At 54.1% G+C, this 18,098-nt stretch carries 22 protein-coding genes and 1 tRNA gene; 13 read left to right on the plus strand and 10 right to left on the minus strand.

Annotated elements, in window-relative coordinates; genetic code table 11:
- Positions 1 to 71 precede the first annotated feature (71 nt).
- The 3 genes from minE to minC form a co-directional block, all read right to left on the minus strand.
- Positions 72 to 323, minus strand: a complete 252-nt coding sequence (gene minE / locus ACT3TR_RS05190; protein ID WP_096276083.1) for a cell division topological specificity factor MinE — start codon at positions 321 to 323, stop codon at positions 72 to 74.
- A complete protein-coding gene (gene minD, locus ACT3TR_RS05195) occupies positions 320 to 1,138 on the minus strand; it encodes a septum site-determining protein MinD (protein WP_096276085.1) in 819 nt (272 codons plus the stop codon). Before minD ends, minE begins: the two co-directional genes overlap by 4 nt.
- A gap of 154 nt (positions 1,139 to 1,292) precedes the next feature.
- A complete protein-coding gene (minC, locus tag ACT3TR_RS05200; protein WP_096276087.1) occupies positions 1,293 to 2,048 on the minus strand; it encodes a septum site-determining protein MinC in 756 nt (251 codons plus the stop codon).
- A 188-nt stretch (positions 2,049 to 2,236) separates the two neighbouring features.
- Between minC and ACT3TR_RS05205 the strand changes: the two genes are divergently transcribed.
- A complete protein-coding gene (locus ACT3TR_RS05205) occupies positions 2,237 to 5,056 on the plus strand; it encodes a DUF349 domain-containing protein (RefSeq protein WP_444624419.1) in 2,820 nt (939 codons plus the stop codon).
- A 112-nt stretch (positions 5,057 to 5,168) separates the two neighbouring features.
- Here the strand turns inward: ACT3TR_RS05205 and phbB are convergent, their stop codons facing one another.
- Positions 5,169 to 5,915, minus strand: coding sequence for an acetoacetyl-CoA reductase (phbB, locus tag ACT3TR_RS05210; RefSeq protein WP_444624418.1), 747 nt, complete (start codon positions 5,913 to 5,915; stop codon positions 5,169 to 5,171).
- A 245-nt stretch (positions 5,916 to 6,160) separates the two neighbouring features.
- Between phbB and ACT3TR_RS05215 the strand changes: the two genes are divergently transcribed.
- Positions 6,161 to 6,237 (plus strand) — tRNA-Met (locus tag ACT3TR_RS05215).
- A 137-nt stretch (positions 6,238 to 6,374) separates the two neighbouring features.
- Here ACT3TR_RS05215 and ACT3TR_RS05220 read toward each other — a convergent pair.
- Positions 6,375 to 6,857, minus strand: coding sequence for a lysozyme inhibitor LprI family protein (locus ACT3TR_RS05220; protein ID WP_444624417.1), 483 nt, complete (start codon positions 6,855 to 6,857; stop codon positions 6,375 to 6,377).
- A 192-nt stretch (positions 6,858 to 7,049) separates the two neighbouring features.
- Here ACT3TR_RS05220 and ACT3TR_RS05225 point away from each other — a divergent pair, with 192 nt between their 5' ends.
- The 3 genes from ACT3TR_RS05225 (at position 7,050) to ACT3TR_RS05235 (ending at position 9,202) form a co-directional block, all read left to right on the plus strand.
- Positions 7,050 to 7,994 (plus strand): co-chaperone YbbN, encoded by a 945-nt coding sequence (locus ACT3TR_RS05225; protein ID WP_096276095.1) that lies wholly within the window; start codon positions 7,050 to 7,052, stop codon positions 7,992 to 7,994.
- A 60-nt stretch (positions 7,995 to 8,054) separates the two neighbouring features.
- Positions 8,055 to 8,708, plus strand: a complete 654-nt coding sequence (locus tag ACT3TR_RS05230) for a DsbA family oxidoreductase (protein WP_444624416.1) — start codon at positions 8,055 to 8,057, stop codon at positions 8,706 to 8,708.
- Positions 8,709 to 8,770: 62 nt separating this feature from the next.
- Entirely contained in the window at positions 8,771 to 9,202 is a 432-nt protein-coding gene (locus ACT3TR_RS05235; RefSeq protein ID WP_441684532.1) for a hypothetical protein, read from the plus strand.
- A gap of 64 nt (positions 9,203 to 9,266) precedes the next feature.
- Here the strand turns inward: ACT3TR_RS05235 and ACT3TR_RS05240 are convergent, their stop codons facing one another.
- Entirely contained in the window at positions 9,267 to 10,451 is a 1,185-nt protein-coding gene (locus ACT3TR_RS05240; RefSeq protein ID WP_444624415.1) for a MalY/PatB family protein, read from the minus strand.
- Between the two features lie 37 nt (positions 10,452 to 10,488).
- Between ACT3TR_RS05240 and ACT3TR_RS05245 the strand changes: the two genes are divergently transcribed.
- From ACT3TR_RS05245 to ACT3TR_RS05270, 6 genes are all read left to right on the plus strand, one after another.
- Positions 10,489 to 10,920 (plus strand): hypothetical protein, encoded by a 432-nt coding sequence (locus ACT3TR_RS05245; protein WP_096276103.1) that lies wholly within the window; start codon positions 10,489 to 10,491, stop codon positions 10,918 to 10,920.
- An 84-nt stretch (positions 10,921 to 11,004) separates the two neighbouring features.
- The gene (locus tag ACT3TR_RS05250; protein WP_444624414.1) at positions 11,005 to 11,814 is read left to right on the plus strand and encodes a hypothetical protein; all 810 of its coding nucleotides are present in this window, start codon (positions 11,005 to 11,007) and stop codon (positions 11,812 to 11,814) included.
- Between the two features lie 59 nt (positions 11,815 to 11,873).
- A complete protein-coding gene (locus ACT3TR_RS05255; RefSeq protein ID WP_444624413.1) occupies positions 11,874 to 12,281 on the plus strand; it encodes an acyl-CoA thioesterase in 408 nt (135 codons plus the stop codon).
- Positions 12,282 to 12,323: 42 nt separating this feature from the next.
- Positions 12,324 to 12,650: a hypothetical protein gene (locus ACT3TR_RS05260; protein WP_096276109.1), complete on the plus strand. Its 327-nt coding sequence runs from the start codon at positions 12,324 to 12,326 to the stop codon at positions 12,648 to 12,650.
- Entirely contained in the window at positions 12,622 to 13,143 is a 522-nt protein-coding gene (locus tag ACT3TR_RS05265; protein WP_096276111.1) for a DUF501 domain-containing protein, read from the plus strand. Before ACT3TR_RS05260 ends, ACT3TR_RS05265 begins: the two co-directional genes overlap by 29 nt.
- Positions 13,144 to 13,177: 34 nt before the next feature.
- Positions 13,178 to 13,720, plus strand: a complete 543-nt coding sequence (locus ACT3TR_RS05270; protein ID WP_444624412.1) for an LOG family protein — start codon at positions 13,178 to 13,180, stop codon at positions 13,718 to 13,720.
- 21 nt (positions 13,721 to 13,741) lie between these two features.
- Here the strand turns inward: ACT3TR_RS05270 and ACT3TR_RS05275 are convergent, their stop codons facing one another.
- Positions 13,742 to 14,254 (minus strand): hypothetical protein, encoded by a 513-nt coding sequence (locus ACT3TR_RS05275; protein ID WP_441684536.1) that lies wholly within the window; start codon positions 14,252 to 14,254, stop codon positions 13,742 to 13,744.
- A 35-nt stretch (positions 14,255 to 14,289) separates the two neighbouring features.
- Complete coding sequence (locus ACT3TR_RS05280) at positions 14,290 to 14,784, minus strand: tetratricopeptide repeat protein (RefSeq protein ID WP_441684537.1); 495 nt, start codon at positions 14,782 to 14,784, stop codon at positions 14,290 to 14,292.
- 248 nt (positions 14,785 to 15,032) lie between these two features.
- On the opposite strand from ACT3TR_RS05280, the gene ACT3TR_RS05285 reads away from it, so the two are divergent.
- A complete protein-coding gene (locus ACT3TR_RS05285) occupies positions 15,033 to 16,064 on the plus strand; it encodes an NADP(H)-dependent aldo-keto reductase (RefSeq protein ID WP_444624411.1) in 1,032 nt (343 codons plus the stop codon).
- Between the two features lie 151 nt (positions 16,065 to 16,215).
- The gene (gene yaaA / locus ACT3TR_RS05290) at positions 16,216 to 16,995 is read left to right on the plus strand and encodes a peroxide stress protein YaaA (protein ID WP_444624410.1); all 780 of its coding nucleotides are present in this window, start codon (positions 16,216 to 16,218) and stop codon (positions 16,993 to 16,995) included.
- 10 nt (positions 16,996 to 17,005) lie between these two features.
- Here the strand turns inward: yaaA and ACT3TR_RS05295 are convergent, their stop codons facing one another.
- Together ACT3TR_RS05295 and ACT3TR_RS05300 are read right to left on the minus strand one after the other, a co-directional pair.
- Entirely contained in the window at positions 17,006 to 17,584 is a 579-nt protein-coding gene (locus ACT3TR_RS05295; protein WP_444624409.1) for an isochorismatase family protein, read from the minus strand.
- Positions 17,585 to 17,720: 136 nt separating this feature from the next.
- Positions 17,721 to 17,909, minus strand: a complete 189-nt coding sequence (locus ACT3TR_RS05300) for a hypothetical protein (protein ID WP_096276126.1) — start codon at positions 17,907 to 17,909, stop codon at positions 17,721 to 17,723.
- Positions 17,910 to 18,098: the final 189 nt, after the last annotated feature.

Raw genomic sequence — 18,098 nt, forward strand, 5'->3', positions numbered from 1 at the left:
GAAAAGCCCAAGCCTAGCACACCCGCCACCCCTTTCGCCGCGTCTTCAGCGCTTTGACTCAGCGCTTGACCTCAACCCTTAGGCAGAGTGACGTTCAGCTCCAGCACGGAACAGTTATCTTCACTGTCCAGCGAAATCTGAATCGCATCGTCGTCTACCTTAACGTAACGACGAATCACCTCTAGCAGCTCGCGCTCAAGCAGCGGCATATAATCCGGCTGACCGCGCTGACCACGCTGATGCGCGACAATGATTTGCAAACGCTCTTTTGCCACCGAAGCGGATTTCCTGCGCTCACGCTTCAAAAATTCCAGTAATTTCATCGACGACCTCCCCCGAACATGCGGCTCAGTAGACTTTTGCGCTGCACCTCATGAAAGCGCAGCGGTATGTCTTCACCGAGCAAGCGCGACACCGTATCGCTGTATGCTTGGCCTGCATCGCTAGAGATATCGTGCGTAACGGGTACGCCCTGGTTAGATGCGCGTAGCACGGCTTCTGACTCAGGAATTAAGCCCAGCAAATTAATTGCTAGAATTTCGCGAATATCGTCCAGTGTCAGCATGTCACCAGAGGTGACTCGTTCAGGGTTGTAACGCGTCACCAACAGGTGCTCTTTAATAGGGTCTTCACCCTGCTCTGCGCGGCGCGTTTTAGAGGCCAGCAGCCCTAAAATACGGTCTGAGTCGCGCACTGACGAGACTTCAGGGTTGGTCACTACAACCGCTTCATCGGCAAAATACATAGCCAGCTGCGCGCCGCGCTCAATACCCGCGGGGGAATCACACAGAATGAAATCGAAATCTTCTTTCAGCTTCTCCAGGATTTCGGCAACGCCTTCCTGGGTTAACGCATCTTTGTCGCGGGTTTGTGAGGCCGGCAAAATAAACAAATTTTCAACGCGCTTATCGCGAATCAACGCCTGATTCAGCCCTGCTTCGCCTTGAATAACGTTGACTAAGTCGTACACCACGCGACGCTCGCAGCCCATGATGAGGTCCAGATTACGCAGACCTACATCGAAATCGATGACGACGGTTTTTTTACCACGCAGCGCAAGCCCTGTGGCTATTGCTGCTGCACTGGTGGTTTTACCAACCCCTCCTTTACCAGAGGTCACTACAATTATTTTGGCCAAAGGTCACTTCCTTCTTGAAGTCATTTGTCGTGAGCGCGAGTGATCAAGCGCTCTACGCATAACGGGAACGTCAATGTTATCAACTTGCCACACTGTAACGGATAGTGTCTTCGGCGTCGCTAGGCGTAAAGCGCCTGCCAGCGGTCGCACCACATTAACCGAGTGGCTTAATTTCAAGCTGTTCTTTTGTAAAGTGAACTTCTGCTGGCCGCCCCAGCAGCTGTGAATCAATATCTTCCATGCGCTTGTAATTACCCGCCACGGATAACAGCTCCGCCTCAAGTTCACGGCAGTAAATACCCGCCTGAATATTGCCGTGAATACCCGCTAAAGCACGACCACGCAGCGCGCCATACACATGAATACTGCCGGCGGCTAGTACCTCCGCCCCGGCATTGACGGCGCCAATCACAACCAGATCTCCCTCAGAGGCACTGACCTGCTGCCCCGAACGGACGGTGCCACGGAAAAGACGTGTACCAAGTGCAGGCGCATCTGACTGCTCATTTTGTCTTGTCGCGTCTTCAGCGGTTACTTCATGCACTGGCGTTCTATCAACACTTTCAAGCGCGCGTGCACGGCCTTCTTCAACCGGAGGAAACCAGCCCAGTCCAAGTGCCCATGCCGACTGGCGCACCGGCTCGGTTCCTCCACGCACGGCCACAGGCAAAAGTTTGTGATCCCGACACACAGCACAAATACGCTCAAGGGCTAAGTGGGGTTCATTCAGCTTTTCCACGCTGAGCACAACCGGTGTATGCTGAAAGAATGCGGGGGCCTGCGATAGCTTGCCGGCCAGCTGCAAACGGATACGTTCCGGGTCGGCGCTGCTTAGCTCCATGACGGTCATCGGCAGCATGCCACCTTTGAAGGTAAAGGCCACTGCGGCACTATCCAAGTTAAGGCTCATGGCCGAACTCCATGTCATGTTTAGATTAGATAAAGGTAGCGCACTATTCACGCATTGTGATGTAGAAAATAGTCGCTTACCAGATCATAGTAAGACCAAGCTAAGCGACAGCGCCGGTGACTGCAACCGCCTTGTCGTAGAAGACTGCTTTTTTTTAGCGCTATACACCTCATACAGCAGGATGATCCATGCACGGACTGTTAAGACGCCTGTTCGCCCCTCGGTGGCAGCATCCGGACCCTGAGGTCCGCCGCCAGGCTCTCCAGCGACTCGACCCACAGCATAACGAACAGCGCCAAGCGCTGCAGTCGCTCGCTCAAGATAGCGATAGTCACATTCAGCTTGCCGCGCTGCTCGCCCTTGATGACTGTGCGGGCCTCGTCAAAGCGTATCCACAACACCTGCAAGAAGACGCCTGGTTTAATGCCGTCTGCCAACGGATAAGTGGACGTGAGGGCCATACCGATCTGCAGCAGCGCCAAACACTTATTGAGCAGATCGACGAGCCGCGAGCGCTGAGCGCCGTTGCCTTGCAAGGCGATAATCTCAGTCTGCGCATGAGCGCACTGGATAAGCTCACTGATGACAATGACTTGATTCATCAGGCGTGTCATAACGGCGTGGCGGCCGTTCGCCATCAGGCCGCCGAGCGCATTGAAGACGAAGAAGGGCTGAAGCGGTTACTGAAAGAAGCCCGCCGTGATCGCCAGGTGGTTCGCTTAGCGCGTGATCGCCTTAACCGCCTGCGCAGCGACGCTCAGTGGCAGGAAGCCGAAGAGCAGCAACGAGAAAAGCTGCTTAATCAGCTTGAGCAGCATGCCCGTGCGCCCTGGGAGCCTCTTTACGGCGGCCGCCTCCGCCACCTCCATCGCCAGTGGGAACAGCTTACTCAGCCCGCCAGCGTTGAGCAGGACCAACGTTTCCACCACGCCCTGCTCAACGGCCGCAAGACGTTGCACGACCACGAAACCCAAGAGCAGGCGCGTCAGCAAAGTGCAGAGCAGCGCGACGAAGCCGAAAATACCCGCGAGCAGCTGCTTGAAGGTATCGAAGAGACCCTTGACGGCCTGCGTCATGCCAGCGCCATAACTGCCCAAGATATCGACAGCCTGCGCGCCCAGCGCCAGCTTTTAGGCCAGCGCTGGCAAACGCTGTCCGACATGCATCCGCCTAGCGACACCCTCCGCCAACGCCATGCAAGGGCCATTCAGCACTACGACCAGTGCTTAGAAACATGGCAACGCTGGAGCGCTACCAGCCCTGCTATCGAAATTGCCCTGGGCAATGGCGATCACTCGGATTTGGCAACGCTGGTTGCTCAGTGCCAGTGGCCCGAAAGTTTTTCGTCGCCAAGCTTACTGAGCCGCGCCCAGGCGGCTCTCAGCGCGGAAAATGCCGCCCCGGCACAGCCGACCACTGAAGATACGGCCACAGTAGAGACCCATGCGGCGGAGCTGGATACATTTGAGCAGTTGCTAGAACGCGGTGCCTTTAAGAGCGCTAGCCGGCTTCACCAGCGGCTTAAACCCAACATAGAAGCACTAGAAAGCATCGCTGCCCAGCCTCTCAAAGTACGTTTAAAGCAACTTGCCGCCCGACTTGCAGAGCTTCGCGATTGGCGTGGCTTTGTCGCCGGGCCAAAACGAGAGCAGCTGTGCGCCAGCATTGAAGCACTGGCCAGCGATCTGCACATGGACGAAGAAGCGCTCGACCGCCATCATCGCCAGCTGGTCAAAGAGTGGAAATCCCTGGGTGACGCGGCGGCTAATCGAGAGCAGTCCGCTCGTTTTCGCACCGCTTCAGACAGCATTCATGAACGCCTGGCCCCTTGGCGGGATCAATTGAGCGAAGAGCGTGCGGCCAACCTGAAAGCTCGCGAGACCCTTTGCGATCAGCTTGAAAGCCTACTGGAACAGCCCGCAGAAGATGCTGACCCCGATATACTTCGACAGATTCGCGATAAAGCACGCCATCAATGGCGCCATTACAGCCCCATCCCGCGAGAAGGCTCTGAGGCCGTAGGGCGTCGCTTTGGCGTCATTCGTCATCGCCTGCAAACGCTGATAGACCAGCGCGCTGAGACCATCGCATCACAAAAATTGGCGCTGATTAGCCAAGTCGTAGCGCTGCGCAGCGACGATAGCCAGCCGCTGGCACAGCGTATCCATCTGACGAAACAGCTTCAGCACCAGTGGCGTGCACTAGGCCGTGCGCCTAAGGGTGAAGAGCAAGCGCTTTGGAAAAACTTTCGTCACGAGTGCGATCAGCTCTTTGCCCAGCGCGATGCGCATAAAAACGAGCAGGCCGCGCGTCAGCAAAAACAGCTGGATGATATGCAGACGCTAATTGACCAAATGGAGAGCTGGCAGCCCATTAACGTCAGCGAGGCGACCAGCCTAGACAACTTCCTCAAGCAGGCCAGCCAGCTAGAACCGCTGCCACATAATCGACGTAGCGAAGGCATGCAGCGCCGCATGAGCGGCATAGTCCGCGCGCGACGAGAGCGCTTGAACCGTCTTGCGATCGCCGATACGGTCCAGCAGTGGCACGCCATCATGCCGTTAGTGAATGCTCACTTAGCTGCCGACGAGCACTATCTAGGCGAGGCCATTGCCGACGATGTTGATGCTCAAACGATACTCAGCGCTGCGCTTCCCGCAGAGTTCATCGCCGCTCATCACGCACGCAATGAACAGCGCCTCAGCGTTAAGGCACCGCTTTCAGATGCGGAACTCAGCAAAATAGCTGACTCTCTCGCTCGCTTGAGAGTGCACCTTTCAATGCTGGCACTGGGCAGCGTGCGCCAAAGCGATGAGCCTTTACGCCTTGCCATTCAGGTAGAGCGCCTGAATGAAGGCTTTAATCAAGAACGTAGCCGTGACCAGAATGTCACCGACATTTTAGCTGCACTATTGGCGCTAGGGCCGATGCCTGCCGCGCTATGGGCCGCTGAAGTGGAAGAGTTTGATAATCTACTGAGCCGGCTAGCAAGAGTGCCGCTGCCTTAGCGAAAGCGTGGCTTAACGCCATCGATAAAACAATAACGGGAGGCTGAAAAGCCTCCCGTTTGCGTGTTCACATAACCAAGCACACATGCCGTTATCAGCTAATAGCGAGCCACTAGCCCATAAACTGACCGCCATTGATATCGATGTTAGCGCCCGTAATAAATCCTGACTCCTTATCGGCTAAGAAAGTGACCAGACGGCCAATCTCTTCCGGCGTACCATAGCGCTTCACTGGAATCGTTTCCCTGATGGCTTCACGCACTTTTTCTGGAATATTCATAATCATATCGGTGGCGATGTAGCCAGGCGATACGGTATTAACGGTAATACCCTTGGTCGCTGTTTCCTGCGCCAATGACATGGTTAAACCGTGCATCCCAGCTTTGGCGGCCGCGTAGTTGACCTGGCCAAACTGCCCCTTGCGGCCATTAATGGATGAAATATTAATAACCCGTCCATAGCCATGCTCAAGCATCATCTCAATGACGCTGCGGCACGTATTAAAAACGCTGTTGAGGTTGGTATCGAGCACTTCGTACCACTGCTCATAAGACATTTTTTTCATGGTGCCATCACGCGTAATGCCCGCACAGTTCACGAGCACACTGATGGGTCCGTACTTGTCATGAATTTCGCGGGCACCTTCCAGGCAGGCATTGTGATCGGACAGGTCGACGCCGGATAGTTCGATATTGCTGTAGCCGTCAGCCTGCTGCGTTTCTAGCCAGGTTTTGGCCTTATCGGGGTTGCGGTAACCCGCGACGACCAGATAACCCGCCTCTGCCAACGAACGGCAAATCGCCGTACCGATACCACCAGTTCCACCAGTTACCCAGGCGACGGGGGCTTGATTGGCCATTGACTACCTCCCTGATATGACAAATGACTTGAACCTAACAGCACAGCATTACGCCTGCGCCTGTACTACTCTAGTCCGCCCGATGGTCAAGCAATACACCAGCGTAAGCTTTTTATTGTGACTATTTGAAGCATCGCGATAAGCCCTTAATGTTGCAGTAGTACGCCGCGAACCGCTATAAGCCGAACGTGTTAATACGCCTGTTGACTTCACGCAAAAAGCCTGTAGAATACGCCACAAGTTGATGCGGGGTGGAGCAGTCTGGTAGCTCGTCGGGCTCATAACCCGAAGGTCATCGGTTCAAATCCGGTCCCCGCTACCAAATATAGAAGAAGCCAATACCTTATGGGTGTTGGTTTTTTTGCTTTCTGGGTTCCAGAAAACTCCCTATCTATGCTGAATGACATCCCTGTCGACGATCAGTCTTTGGCAGCTAAGCTTAATTCACTCAAGCATGCACTACTCCAACATAGATTCTAAGCGCAGCGCCTGCTCGCCCGTCAACTGCGTGACGCACTGCATCTCAGAAAGATTGGCGATGGTGGGGTCTTGAACCGAAATGAATTCACACATGCCATCGCGAAAAGACAGCCAAGTGCGGTGCGCATCGAGTAACTGTGTGCGCAGAAGCTCAGTGGATTGCTCGGCCTGCATTGCGCTATAGGCCTCACTCAACCTAGCATCCCAAGACTGCAGCACATCCTCGTAGCATTCGGTCATCGCCTCTGCCGTATCGCCATCGCTACGATTAGCCATGCACTCATGCGCCGGCTGACCAATACAATCGACCTTCTCTCCAAAGGTGTCAGTCGCCGCCAAACACTCTTCGATACTCTGACGATACGGCTGCTCATCCTGAGCATAAGACGTACTTGTGCATAAAGCCCAAGCAACAATGCCGACAAGGCACAGGCGTAGCCTAGGTAGCTTCACTAACATCATCAGTATTCCTTCCATGACGGCGTATCTTTACTTGTAACGCATCTAAGATACGAACACCGTATCAGCTTTCCCATTGTTATAGCATGATTCAGCGCTTCTATATTCCTTGCCAGCCAATGTCACGGTTGAATATTCCCCGCAGCGCCTGCATATCATGGGTAGCTTTCTTCTTTTTTAAGGTTGAGTCTAGCCATGCAAATTATTGACCCCCGCTCGGGTAAGCCGCTTACTGCCGATCCTGACAATACCGCAACGACGACCGCGAACGCTGAGCGAGCAAACGTACGTCCCGAAGATGTCATTATTGAGCTGAATGCAGGCAATATTCAGCAGATTCTGGAAGCATCAAAGCAGGTTCCGGTGCTAATGGGCTGCTACTCGCCTGCCAACGAGGCATGCAGGACGCTACTCGCGGTGCTGGAAAAGCTAGCGGTTGAATACGCAGGCGCCTTCCTACTTGCCAAGCTCGACATTGATACCAATCCAGAAATTGCTGGCCAGCTAGGTGTGAGCTCTGTGCCTGATGTAAAGCTAATCAGTCAGGGTGGTTTAGTGGATGGCTTCCAAAGTGCGCTGCCTGAAAAAGAAGTGCGTGAGTGGTTAAACCGCTACTTCCCCGCTTCCGGCGAAGCCCCGCCCAGCCCAGAAGACCTGGCGGAAGAAGCCCTAAAAGCAGGCGATACCGCTGGCGCGCGCGATATTTATCAAACGCTCATTGGCCAATATCCTGAACACTATGCCTATCAAATAGCGTTTGCGCGCGTGCTGGTCGCCGAAAATCGCTATGACGAAGCGCGAGACGTGCTGAATAATTTGCCGCCGGAAGAACGCGATGCCGCGCCTGCGCGTGGAGTACGTGCCAGCATCGAGTTTAGCGAGCAGGCACTCTCGGCTGACGAGATCGCCGCGCTTGCTGATCGCACCGATAGCGAGGCGCAGTATCAGCGGGCTCTGCGCCAAATCGCGGATGGCCACTATGATGAAGGTCTACAGGCGCTGCTTGCGCTGATGAAGCAAGACCGCGCCTACAACGATGACGCAGCGCGTAAAACGCTCCTTCAGGCGTTCGATGCGCTAGGCGCGGACCATCCACTGACCGTTGCCTACCGCCGCAAACTCTTTGCAATGCTCTATTAAGCAACTTTTCACATCTTCTTACGCATGGCGCGCATATCTGACAACGCTGCTTGAGGAATCATGAACAAACAAGACAAGCCATTACGCATAGATATCGTGTCGGATGTCGTTTGCCCCTGGTGCATCATCGGCTACCGACAACTGGCCGAGGCGTTAAAAGCAACCGACACAGCGCATGAGATTCATTGGCACTCATTTGAGCTGAACCCTGACATGCCGCCTGAGGGCCAAAACCTGCGCGACCATATTGCTGAGAAATATGGTACCAGTGCCCGGGAGTCCGAAGAGAGTCGGCGCAAGATGACAGCGCTTGGTGCAGATGTCGGGGTCGAGTTCCGCTTCAGTGACGATACGCGTACGTACAACACCTTCAACATACACCAGCTTCTGCATTGGGCCGGCCAGCAAGAGCGTATGCACGATCTTAAACTGGCTCTTTTTACTGCTCACTTCACCCATCAGCGCCATCTTTCTGACAACCATGTGCTGGCAGAAATAGCCGCAGAGATTGGCCTGGATCGCTCCGAAGCTCTAGCGATTCTTGAGAGTCAACGCTTTGCTGAAGAAGTGCGCGATGCGCAGCGCGTTTCGCGGGAACAAGGCATTCAAGGCGTGCCAGCCGTTATTTTCAATCGCCGTCATCTTGTGACGGGCGCACAGGGAATAGCAAACTACACCCATATTCTGGAGCAGTTGGAGGAGATGCAGGATTGAAGTGGCATGCAAGCTCTGTTTCCAGATATAGCTGCAGCGCTCGTTCCAACGAACCTTGCTACTTGCAGAATGCTTTTAGCAACTGGCATAAAATTGTTATAGCATGGGCGATTGCCCATTATCATAGGATGTATCGTTTCGTGAAAAAAACTATCTCCGCACTCGTGCTCCTAGGCCTCTTCGTCAGCCATGCTGCTAGCGCACAAACACAAGAGTGCTCAGCCGAAGCGCTGATGACTGCCAATCAGGAAGTTCAAATTCAGATGGCGCAGTTTGCCGAGCAAAGAATGTCCTCGGACGCTCAAAACAGCGATGCAATGGCTGAAATGGAAAGCATTCTTCAGAATGCAGGTGTGAATAATACGATTGCTAAGCACGCAGACGAACTGGAAATGATGGAGCCTGGTTCTAACCACCAGCCTTCCCAGGCGCTGTGTGATGATATGTATGCCATGAACGATCGCCTGAGTGCAGAGCTGAAGCAGCGCCAGTAGCACGCCCTCTCGGAAGAGGGGTCGCGGCGTTTAGTCCGCGCCCCTCCCTGTACTTAGCGATGCCTTAATCTTCGCATCTGACGCCTTTGTTTTTCAACATGGCGTCCATACGCGACAACGCCACTTCCAGCTGAGAAGCAGTGGTGCCAAAGTTAAGCCGCACAAAGCCGGGGCAACCAAAGGCTGCTCCGTCCGAGAGCGCCACGCCCACCTCGCTCAGCAGTGTTTGATATGGCGCCTCACCCAGCCCCGCCTCGCGCATATCTAGCCATGCCAAATAGGTGGCCTCAGACGCATGCCAATTAACGCCCGGCCAAGTCGCCACGCGCGCTTGCAGGGTGTCGCGATTCTCGCGTAATACATTTAACAGTGCCTGTCGCCACGCCTCTCCTTCACGATAAGCGGCCTCCGCCGCAACCAAGCCCAGCACATTACCGTCAGGAAGCAGCCCTTTTGCTGCGGCGGCAAATCGCTTGCGCAGCTTAGCATCGGGAATCACCGCGCAGGCGCTGGTTAAACCGGCTAAATTAAAGGTTTTAGACGGTGCCCACAGCGTAATGGTGCGCTTCGCTAGTCCAGGAAACGCCGCGGCCAACGGGCGATGCTGCGCCCCCTCGTTTAATAGCAGGTCACAGTGCAGCTCGTCTGACACTACCCAAAGGTCGTGGCGCTCCACCAGCGTAGCCAGCGCTGCCAGCTCTTCATGTCGCCATACACGGCCGGTCGGGTTATGAGGCTGACACCACAGTAACAAGCGTGTTCTAGGCGTAATTGCCGCCTCTAGCGCAGCGATATCGAGCTGCCAAGGCTCGCCCGGCGCGGTAGGTTGCGCCAGCATGGCCTGCTGAGGCAGCCGCCCCGTTCGCTCAGCCACCGCTAAGAAAGGTGGGTAGATCGGTGCGACGGTCAATACGCCGTCGCCAGGTTCAGTCAGGGCCAACGCTGCTAGGTGCAATGCCGGCACCACCCCAGGCAACCACTGCTGCCACTCGGGTTGAATGCGCCAGTCATAGTGTTGAGCACTCCACTGACACAGCGTTTCTGTTAACGTAGCCGGCACTTCGCCATAGCCATAAACACCGTGGGCCACTCTCGCCTGTAGCGCATCAATGACCGCTGGCGGCGAGCAAAAGTCCATATCGGCAACCCACAGAGGTAAGATATCGTCACCGTAACGGTGCCATTTCTGTGATGCCCAGCCACCTTCTGGATGGCGGCGCTCAATAGGCGTGGCAAAATCATAGGCCATAAATAATCTCACTCATTCAATAGGAGTTGTGCTGAGCATGCCGCAAGATGACTTTTATACCAAGATGCGCGCTGGGCTTCCCGCTCTTTTGCGCCAGTGGCGTGCACTAGGCCAGGCGGATGCTGACCGCTTGGCGCTGATTCTCGCCGAGACGGCACGGGTGGCCAAGCTGGGTGAGCCTGAAAGTACGCCGAGCGGCTCAACGCTCGATGCATGGAGCACGGCCAGCGCGGATGACATTCCCCTCTGGGCACCCCGTACGGCGGTATTTCTGCTCAATCAAATGCCCGCTCGCCCGACACCGAATAGCGATGCTGAAGCCTGTGCCTGGGCCTACTGCTGGCTGCGGAACCGATCGTTTGACTCACTACAGGCCGCTCATGAGGCGCTCCCCACGCATTTAAAAGCACCGCTAGACAATGCGCTAGAGGCCGCGTGGCGCGACCAGCAAGGGCTGCGCTTAGTCTAAATGACGATGCTTATGCATCAATATCTTTAAAATAAAATACTTAAAATCAAAATAGCGATACCATAACCGTAAGGGCAACGCCGCATGTTAGAAATTCCGCTCACTTGGCAGCTAGCGAAACTCAGCCTCTCAATCAGCATGGTATTAGGCCTGGGTGCGATTGCGATGCGTACGAGCCCTCGTACGGCCGGGCTACTCGCCGGCTACCCGTTAGGAACGTCCTTGACGCTGTTTTTTATTGGTTTAGAAATTTCCCCGGCATTTGCAACCCAAAGCGCGATACATACACTGGCGGGCTTTACCGCGACAATAGCGCTAGGCGCTGGTTACTTAGTGGCAGGCGGACGACAGCCCGGCATTAAAGGCATGGCGAGCGGCGTGGCCGGTGGCTTTATAGCATGGCTCACTGCCAGCAGCCTACTCACTCAGTTTGACTTCACCCGGCTCAGCGGTACGCTAGTAACACTGTGCGCTATTGGCGTGTTTAGTACGCTGTTCCGCGCGATACCTGATGTAAAAAGTCCCGCTAGCCGTGCATTTTCACTATCAGCGCTGGCCGCACGCGCCTGCCTTGCAACCATCATCGTGTTTACAATCACGCGGCTAGCGCATTGGCTCCCGCCCGCCTGGGCAGGCACCCTGGCTGCTTTTCCTGTCACTATGCTGCCCTTTCTGCTGATCCTTCACTTGAACCATGGCATGGCACCGGTAGCCACTGTCATTAAGCATTTCCCGATGGGACTAGGCTCACTGCTAAGTTACACGCTATGCGTTTCCTACACTTATAGTTCGCTAGGGCTTTTGTGGGGCACATTGGCTGGGTTCGCAGCGGCGACGCTATGGCTGCTGGGATGGATGCAATTGACCGCTTGGTATCAGCGCCGCACCACTTGACCAAGAGCTTGGTTGGGATAATCCTAAATGAGCTGCGTTGCTAACAATGAGGATACGCCATGTTTACCCGCACTATTGAGCCCGCGTTTTATGACACCGACGCGCTAGGGCATATTAATAACACGCGGCTACCCGCGTGGTTTGAACTCGCCCGCAATGACTTGTTTAAGCTCTTCACACCCGATTTAAACCCTAAGCAGTGGCGTTTGATCATGGCGCGCATGGAAGTCGACTATCGAGCTGAACTGTTTTACGGTCACGATATCGAAATACGCACTTACTTAACCCGACTAGGCAATAGCTCGTTTACAGTGACCCAGGAGGCACGCCAGCACGGCAAGCTCACCAATCTTGGTCACGCCGTTATGGTGCAATATGACCATCAGGCCAAATGCGCTGTACCCATCAAGGACGGCCTGCGCGAAGCGCTAACGGCGCATGTACAGGATGCGCCTGCACCTGCCTGATTGACGTCGCCCCAGCCAGCTGGGGCAACAGGAGCTCGTATAATGGCAATCCGTTACACTCTCTGGCTAGACCCTGACAACGTTGCCCAGCATCGCGCTGTCGAGGCTGACCTTGAGCATTATTTTATGGAACGCTTCGCCGACTATCCGCATATCCGCTTGTTCGGTGCCGACCCCTACGATTATGATGCCCCCTTCAACCGCCTTTATGACGTGTTAATGGCACGAGCCGCTGAATACTGTGAGCGGACGTGGTGCTATGTCGCGTCACCCGAACAGCTCAACCGCTGCTTTTTCCGTGCTGTTGGCCGCTCAAATAAATTTGTGAGAGACCAGCCCAATGGTGATACGCACCAATCAGGTTCCTGACGAGCGTCAGCTCGCCATTATTGCCCAACAACTTGGCCGCGCACCGCGTGGTATCGAAGCCGTTGCCGCCACTGACGGTGAAGGTACGCCACTAGTTCTGCGTATGGCTCCCATTGTTGATGGCAAACCCTTTCCAACGCTGTACTGGCTTTGCTCAGACGTGCTTAAAGTCGAGATTTCACGCATTGAGGCCGTTGGCGTTATCAAAGCGCTGGAGCAACGTCTTCAGGAAGAGCCCGAGTTTCTTGAGGCTTACCAGCAGAGTCACCGCGATTACGTCACCGCTCGCTGGGACTATATGAGCGCCGCTCAGCGTGATGAAGTCGCACAGCTCGGCTATACCGACGTGCTGACCGAGCGCGGCATTGGTGGCATTAGCAATTGGCAACAGATTCGCTGCCTGCATACTCAGTACGCCCACCATCTATGTGGTGACAATGTGATCGGTCAATGGATGGATCAGCAGCATCAGATCGACCGCCACCTGCCCTAGCAATTGCTCATTTTTAGCATAAGGAATTAACTGGATGTCTAGAATTTGTGTTTATCTTGGCTCCCGTGAAGGCAACAGCCCAGGCTTTCGTCTGGCAACCAATGCGCTCGGCCGTGCACTGGCTGTACGTGGCCACACGTTGGTTTATGGCGGCGCACGCCTTGGCCTTATGGGCGAACTGGCGAATGCGGCTTTGGAGGCTGGCGGCGACGTCATTGGCGTGATGCCCGACCACTTGGTTGATCGCGAGCAGGCGCATTTTGGCTTAAGCGAACTGATCCGAGTACGCAATATGCACGAACGCAAAGCCACCATGGCGGCGAATGCCGATGCTTTTATCGCGTTACCCGGCGGCATTGGGACATTTGAAGAGCTGTTTGAAACATGGACGTGGGGTTATCTAGGCCTGCATACCAAACCGATGGGCTTGCTGAATATTGATGAGTTCTACTCACCGCTGCTAACCTTTTTAGACAGCACCGTCGGCCATGGCTTTTTAGCCTCAGCGACTCGCGACATGTTACTGGACGCAGCGACGCCCAATGAATTACTTGATGCGCTAGAAGAGCAGCTTTAATGCGGAAGGAACAGAACGTGGCTAGCGGCCCACATGCTCGGTGAGATGGCGGGTATGCTGATAGGTAAGCTGCAGTAAGCGGGCATCTTCACCAGCACGATGGCGGTGAATGCCGCGCTCGGAGATCAGCGTTTCTTTGGTATCGCTCCACAGCGCCTGCTGGTCTTCGCTAAGCAGAATCCTTAATGCCTCAAGACGAAAACGCGGCAGCATTCCTGCGTGGTGAAAGAGTAATGAGAGCCAGGTATTGTCGTAGCCCCAGCTGTCGCTGTAGGCCTTTCCCAATTCGCCCATCTCATCGTTCAGCCATTGCGCGACTTGACGAACCGGATAGCCTTCCCGGGTAAGACGATCACGGGAGATGCCGTGCAGCAGCTCGGCCTTAGGATCCCAGTGTGTCCACTCATCCAGCGGTTGAATGAGGAAAGCGCAACAGCTTCCATCAGCACGTGCGATACCCACTTCAATGGGATAGCTGCCACGCCCAAACCCGGACGCTTCAATATCTAACACTGTGGGTAGCGTCTCGGACACAAACTTCCTCACTCAATCAAAAAGCAGTAACGGCTTCAGGCCGCGGCTGCTTCGTCTAGCGGCTGCGCAATAGCCTGTCGCTGCCAGTAAGCCGCCTGCTCACCGTCAACGGCCAATCCTAGCTCACCCAAGCGGTAGGCTTGAGCAAGGCGCTCAGCGGCTAAACAATGGCCGGCTTGAGCGGCACGCGCGTACCAAGTAACCGCGTAGTCTTCGCGACGGGGGTATTGAACACAGCCATGTTCGTGAATTTGCGCGACCTGATACTGTGACTTTAGGTCCCCTGCATGCGCGGCTTCCAGCACGTAACGCGCACCGCGCGCTTTATCTTGCGGGGTTTGGCTGCGATGAAACAACATGTGGCCATACATAGACAGCGCATCAGGATGCCCCGCGTCTGCACAGCGTTTAAATAAACGCATCGTTAAGCGCTGCGTACGCTTTGAGCGCGGCAGCAGCCAGCGATTATGAGACAACCTTTCAGCCAATCTAAATTCTAGCTGAATAAACAACATTGATGCCTGCAACATGGCAAACAAACCTGCCTATCTGTTGAAACCTTGGGCTAGCAGTCACTCAAAAATTGACGCCAACCACACAAGAAACCGGCCTTTAGCCGGTCGACGGGCTGGCAAGCATACGCCTGCCTTAGCGACGACTCAACCCCATTAATTTGCTGCTTTTGCAACGCCTCGCTAACATGCCCTACACACGCCGTGAACTATTCGAGTAATGGCTGCTTATCTTGCCGCAATTCCACCTTAGCTAGGAGATACATATGCAAACGCGCCCACTTGGCAGAACGGGTATGGAGGTCAGCAGACTCTGCTTAGGAACGATGACGTTTGGTGAGCAAAATAGCGAAGCCGAAGCTCACGAACAGCTTGATCGCGCCGTGGCGTTTGGTATTAATTTCATTGATACCGCTGAAATGTATCCCGTTCCTCCGCTGGCCAAAACTCAAGGCCTCACCGAGCAGTATGTCGGTAGCTGGCTAAAACAGCGCGGCTCAAGAGACGATGTCATTATTGCCACGAAGGCCGTTGGCCCAGGAATTGAACATATCCGCGGGGGGCCGCGTCTGACGCGCGATCATATCCATCGCGCCATCGATAGCAGCCTTGAGCGGCTAAATACGGATTATGTTGACCTCTACCAGCTCCACTGGCCCGACCGCCAAACCAACTTCTTTGGCAAATTGGGCTATATGCATAGTGATGACGAAGAAGCGACGTCACTCGAAGAGACGCTCTCAGCGCTTAAAGAATTAGTCGATGCGGGCAAGGTGCGTGCCATTGGGCTTTCTAATGAAACACCATGGGGAGTGATGCGGTCACTGCAGCTAGCTGACCAGCTTGGTCTACCGCGTGTCGCTTCGATTCAAAATCCCTATAATCTTCTCAACCGCTCCTTTGAAGTGGGCTTGGCTGAGATTGCTCATCGCGAAGATGTCGGCCTACTTGCCTATTCGCCGCTAGGGTTTGGCGTGCTCTCGGGCAAGTACCTTAACGGTGCTCAGCCATCGAAAGGTCGCTTGACACTTTATGAGCGCTTCAAACGCTATACCTCGCCAGAAGCAGAAGCCGCGACGCAGGCCTACGTGACATTGGCCCAACAGCATGATTTGGACCCGGCACAAATGGCGCTCGCGTTTGTTAACTCACGCAGCTTCTTAACCAGCAATATTATTGGTGCTACCACCATGAACCAGCTGGAAAGCAACCTTGCTAGTGAAAGTCTAAAGCTTGATGACGACGTATTAGAGGCGATTGAAAGCATCCACCGCAGAATGTCGAATCCCTGCCCATAAAAGAGTTTAAAAAATAGATGGTAAGACTGCCTCTAGGGGCAGTCTTTAAACCGCATTACCCCCTTATACACCAAGCTATCGCGTCTATAGCCTCGGCCTTCGCCAAGGCTTGGTATACTGCACTCACTAATGATGATTCCAGGAGTACGCGATGCTGAGCGTTATTTCACCGGCGAAAACGCTGGATTTTGAAACACCGTCAACGACTGACGACGTCACTCAACCCAGCTTTTTATCTCACAGCCAACCGCTTATCGATATTTTGCACGATTACTCGCCACAGCAAATCAGCGAGCTGATGGGCATCAGCGATAAGCTGGCGGGGCTGAACGCTGCGCGTTTTAAAGAATGGCAGCCACCCTTTACACTAAGCAATGCAAAACCTGCCGCTCAAGCCTTTCAAGGCGACGTCTACACCGGCCTACAAGCGGAGTTGTTCAGCGATTCAGACAATCGCTATGCGCAGTCACACTTACGTATACTTTCCGGCTTATATGGCCTGCTACGGCCCTTGGATTTAATTCAAGCCTACCGCCTGGAAATGGGCACTAAGCTGGCCAATAGCGCAGGTAGTGATCTTTACGCCTACTGGAAGCCTATTTTGACACCGGCTCTCGACGAAGCTATCTCTGAAAGTGGCTCTAACGTACTAGTGAATCTTGCGTCTAATGAATACTTTAAAGCGGTAGATACTAAAAAACTCAACGCGAGAATCATTACACCGGTGTTCAAAGACGAGAAAAATGGCACGTTCAAAATCATTAGCTTTTATGCCAAAAAAGCGCGCGGCCTGATGAGCGCCTGGCTTATTAAGGAGCAAATCAACGACCCAGACCGCCTTCAAGACTTTACCGTCGCTGGCTATCGCTTCAATGCCGCTTCATCACAGGGCGATACGTTCGTTTTCACCCGTAAAGAAACGGATCGTTAGAGAATCAGGCCTAGAAGAAACGGACAGGGCGCGCGGAGCGGGGCTTTAAAAGCTGCTGGTGCGCCTCTTTAAACAGCGCCGTGTCACAACGGTGCAGCCATTCATAGGCCACCATATCGGCTGACACCGCGACTGCCCCGCTCTGACAGGCGCGTTCACGGGCAAGCACTGCTTCCTGTGGACGTCGACTAGCCGAGGCATCGCTGAGCCAGTACAGCTCGTAGCCTGCCTCTAATAGCCCTAACCCTGTTTGCAGTACGCAAATATGGGCTTCCGTTCCACACAAGACGATCTGTGTTTTCCCCGTAGCGTTCAACGCTTGGCGAAAATCATCTTCAGCCATGGCGCCAAAATGCTGCTTTTGCCAGAGCCGATAGTGGTTGCCCAGGCAGGCGAGCAGTGACGTCGACGTGCCTCCCAGCTTGTCTGGCGATTGCTCTGTTAGCCATACGGGCACCTCAAGCAAGCATGCTATTTCGCCGAGCCAAGCCGCTTCGCTAACGGCTTCCTCACCGCCGTCAATCACAGGCAGCAGCTGCGCTTGAAAATCGACCATTAAGAGCAAACTTTTATCACGCTGTATTTGCACGTCGGCTCCTACATTTCAGTTGTTATCGTTATTAGAGCTATTTATCGCTGTTAGAACCATAGTCGACATTCCATAAACAACAAAGCAGCCGCTTTTCGGCGACTGCTTTGGCTAATGCATGCAACTAATACTCGGCCTAGTCTTCGGCAGCATCTTCAATATTTTCGCCTAGATCTTCCATGCTCTCACCGGCACTTTCCGCGCTCTCATCAATGCTTTCACCGGCTTTTTCAGCAGGCCCTTTATTATCGCAAGCGATCAGCCCACCTGCCGTAAAGGTCATCAATAGTGCGATTGCTAACTTCTTGGCTAATGACATCGTCATATGCTTCTCCTCCTGAGATTTTACGTCATAACACATTCACCATAATACTAGATGGTGCTCGTCTACAATACCATGACAAATACGCAACCTGTTGTTATAACAACCTTTAAAACATATTTATTCGAGTTTCAAAGCACCCAACACGTTAAAATTGTTAAACAATGAGCAGCATAACTGTCGTTTTTTCAC

The sequence above is a fragment of the Halomonas sp. AOP12-B1-6 genome (assembly GCF_052379225.1).
GTDB classification, from domain to species: domain Bacteria; phylum Pseudomonadota; class Gammaproteobacteria; order Pseudomonadales; family Halomonadaceae; genus Vreelandella; species Vreelandella casei.

What these genes read in the sequence shown, in the direction of transcription:
- minE (WP_096276083.1), bottom strand. Translation starts at nt 323, where the DNA reads ATGAAATTACTGGAATTTTTGAAGCGTGAGCGCAGGAAATCCGCTTCG.
- minC (WP_096276087.1), bottom strand. Translation starts at nt 2,048, where the DNA reads ATGAGCCTTAACTTGGATAGTGCCGCAGTGGCCTTTACCTTCAAAGGT.
- ACT3TR_RS05205 (WP_444624419.1), top strand. Translation starts at nt 2,237, where the DNA reads ATGCACGGACTGTTAAGACGCCTGTTCGCCCCTCGGTGGCAGCATCCG.
- phbB (WP_444624418.1), bottom strand. Translation starts at nt 5,915, where the DNA reads ATGGCCAATCAAGCCCCCGTCGCCTGGGTAACTGGTGGAACTGGTGGT.
- ACT3TR_RS05220 (WP_444624417.1), bottom strand. Translation starts at nt 6,857, where the DNA reads ATGATGTTAGTGAAGCTACCTAGGCTACGCCTGTGCCTTGTCGGCATT.
- ACT3TR_RS05225 (WP_096276095.1), top strand. Translation starts at nt 7,050, where the DNA reads ATGCAAATTATTGACCCCCGCTCGGGTAAGCCGCTTACTGCCGATCCT.
- ACT3TR_RS05230 (WP_444624416.1), top strand. Translation starts at nt 8,055, where the DNA reads ATGAACAAACAAGACAAGCCATTACGCATAGATATCGTGTCGGATGTC.
- ACT3TR_RS05240 (WP_444624415.1), bottom strand. Translation starts at nt 10,451, where the DNA reads ATGGCCTATGATTTTGCCACGCCTATTGAGCGCCGCCATCCAGAAGGT.
- ACT3TR_RS05245 (WP_096276103.1), top strand. Translation starts at nt 10,489, where the DNA reads ATGCCGCAAGATGACTTTTATACCAAGATGCGCGCTGGGCTTCCCGCT.
- ACT3TR_RS05250 (WP_444624414.1), top strand. Translation starts at nt 11,005, where the DNA reads ATGTTAGAAATTCCGCTCACTTGGCAGCTAGCGAAACTCAGCCTCTCA.
- ACT3TR_RS05255 (WP_444624413.1), top strand. Translation starts at nt 11,874, where the DNA reads ATGTTTACCCGCACTATTGAGCCCGCGTTTTATGACACCGACGCGCTA.
- ACT3TR_RS05260 (WP_096276109.1), top strand. Translation starts at nt 12,324, where the DNA reads ATGGCAATCCGTTACACTCTCTGGCTAGACCCTGACAACGTTGCCCAG.
- ACT3TR_RS05265 (WP_096276111.1), top strand. Translation starts at nt 12,622, where the DNA reads ATGGTGATACGCACCAATCAGGTTCCTGACGAGCGTCAGCTCGCCATT.
- ACT3TR_RS05270 (WP_444624412.1), top strand. Translation starts at nt 13,178, where the DNA reads ATGTCTAGAATTTGTGTTTATCTTGGCTCCCGTGAAGGCAACAGCCCA.
- ACT3TR_RS05280 (WP_441684537.1), bottom strand. Translation starts at nt 14,784, where the DNA reads ATGTTGCAGGCATCAATGTTGTTTATTCAGCTAGAATTTAGATTGGCT.
- ACT3TR_RS05285 (WP_444624411.1), top strand. Translation starts at nt 15,033, where the DNA reads ATGCAAACGCGCCCACTTGGCAGAACGGGTATGGAGGTCAGCAGACTC.
- yaaA (WP_444624410.1), top strand. Translation starts at nt 16,216, where the DNA reads ATGCTGAGCGTTATTTCACCGGCGAAAACGCTGGATTTTGAAACACCG.
- ACT3TR_RS05300 (WP_096276126.1), bottom strand. Translation starts at nt 17,909, where the DNA reads ATGACGATGTCATTAGCCAAGAAGTTAGCAATCGCACTATTGATGACC.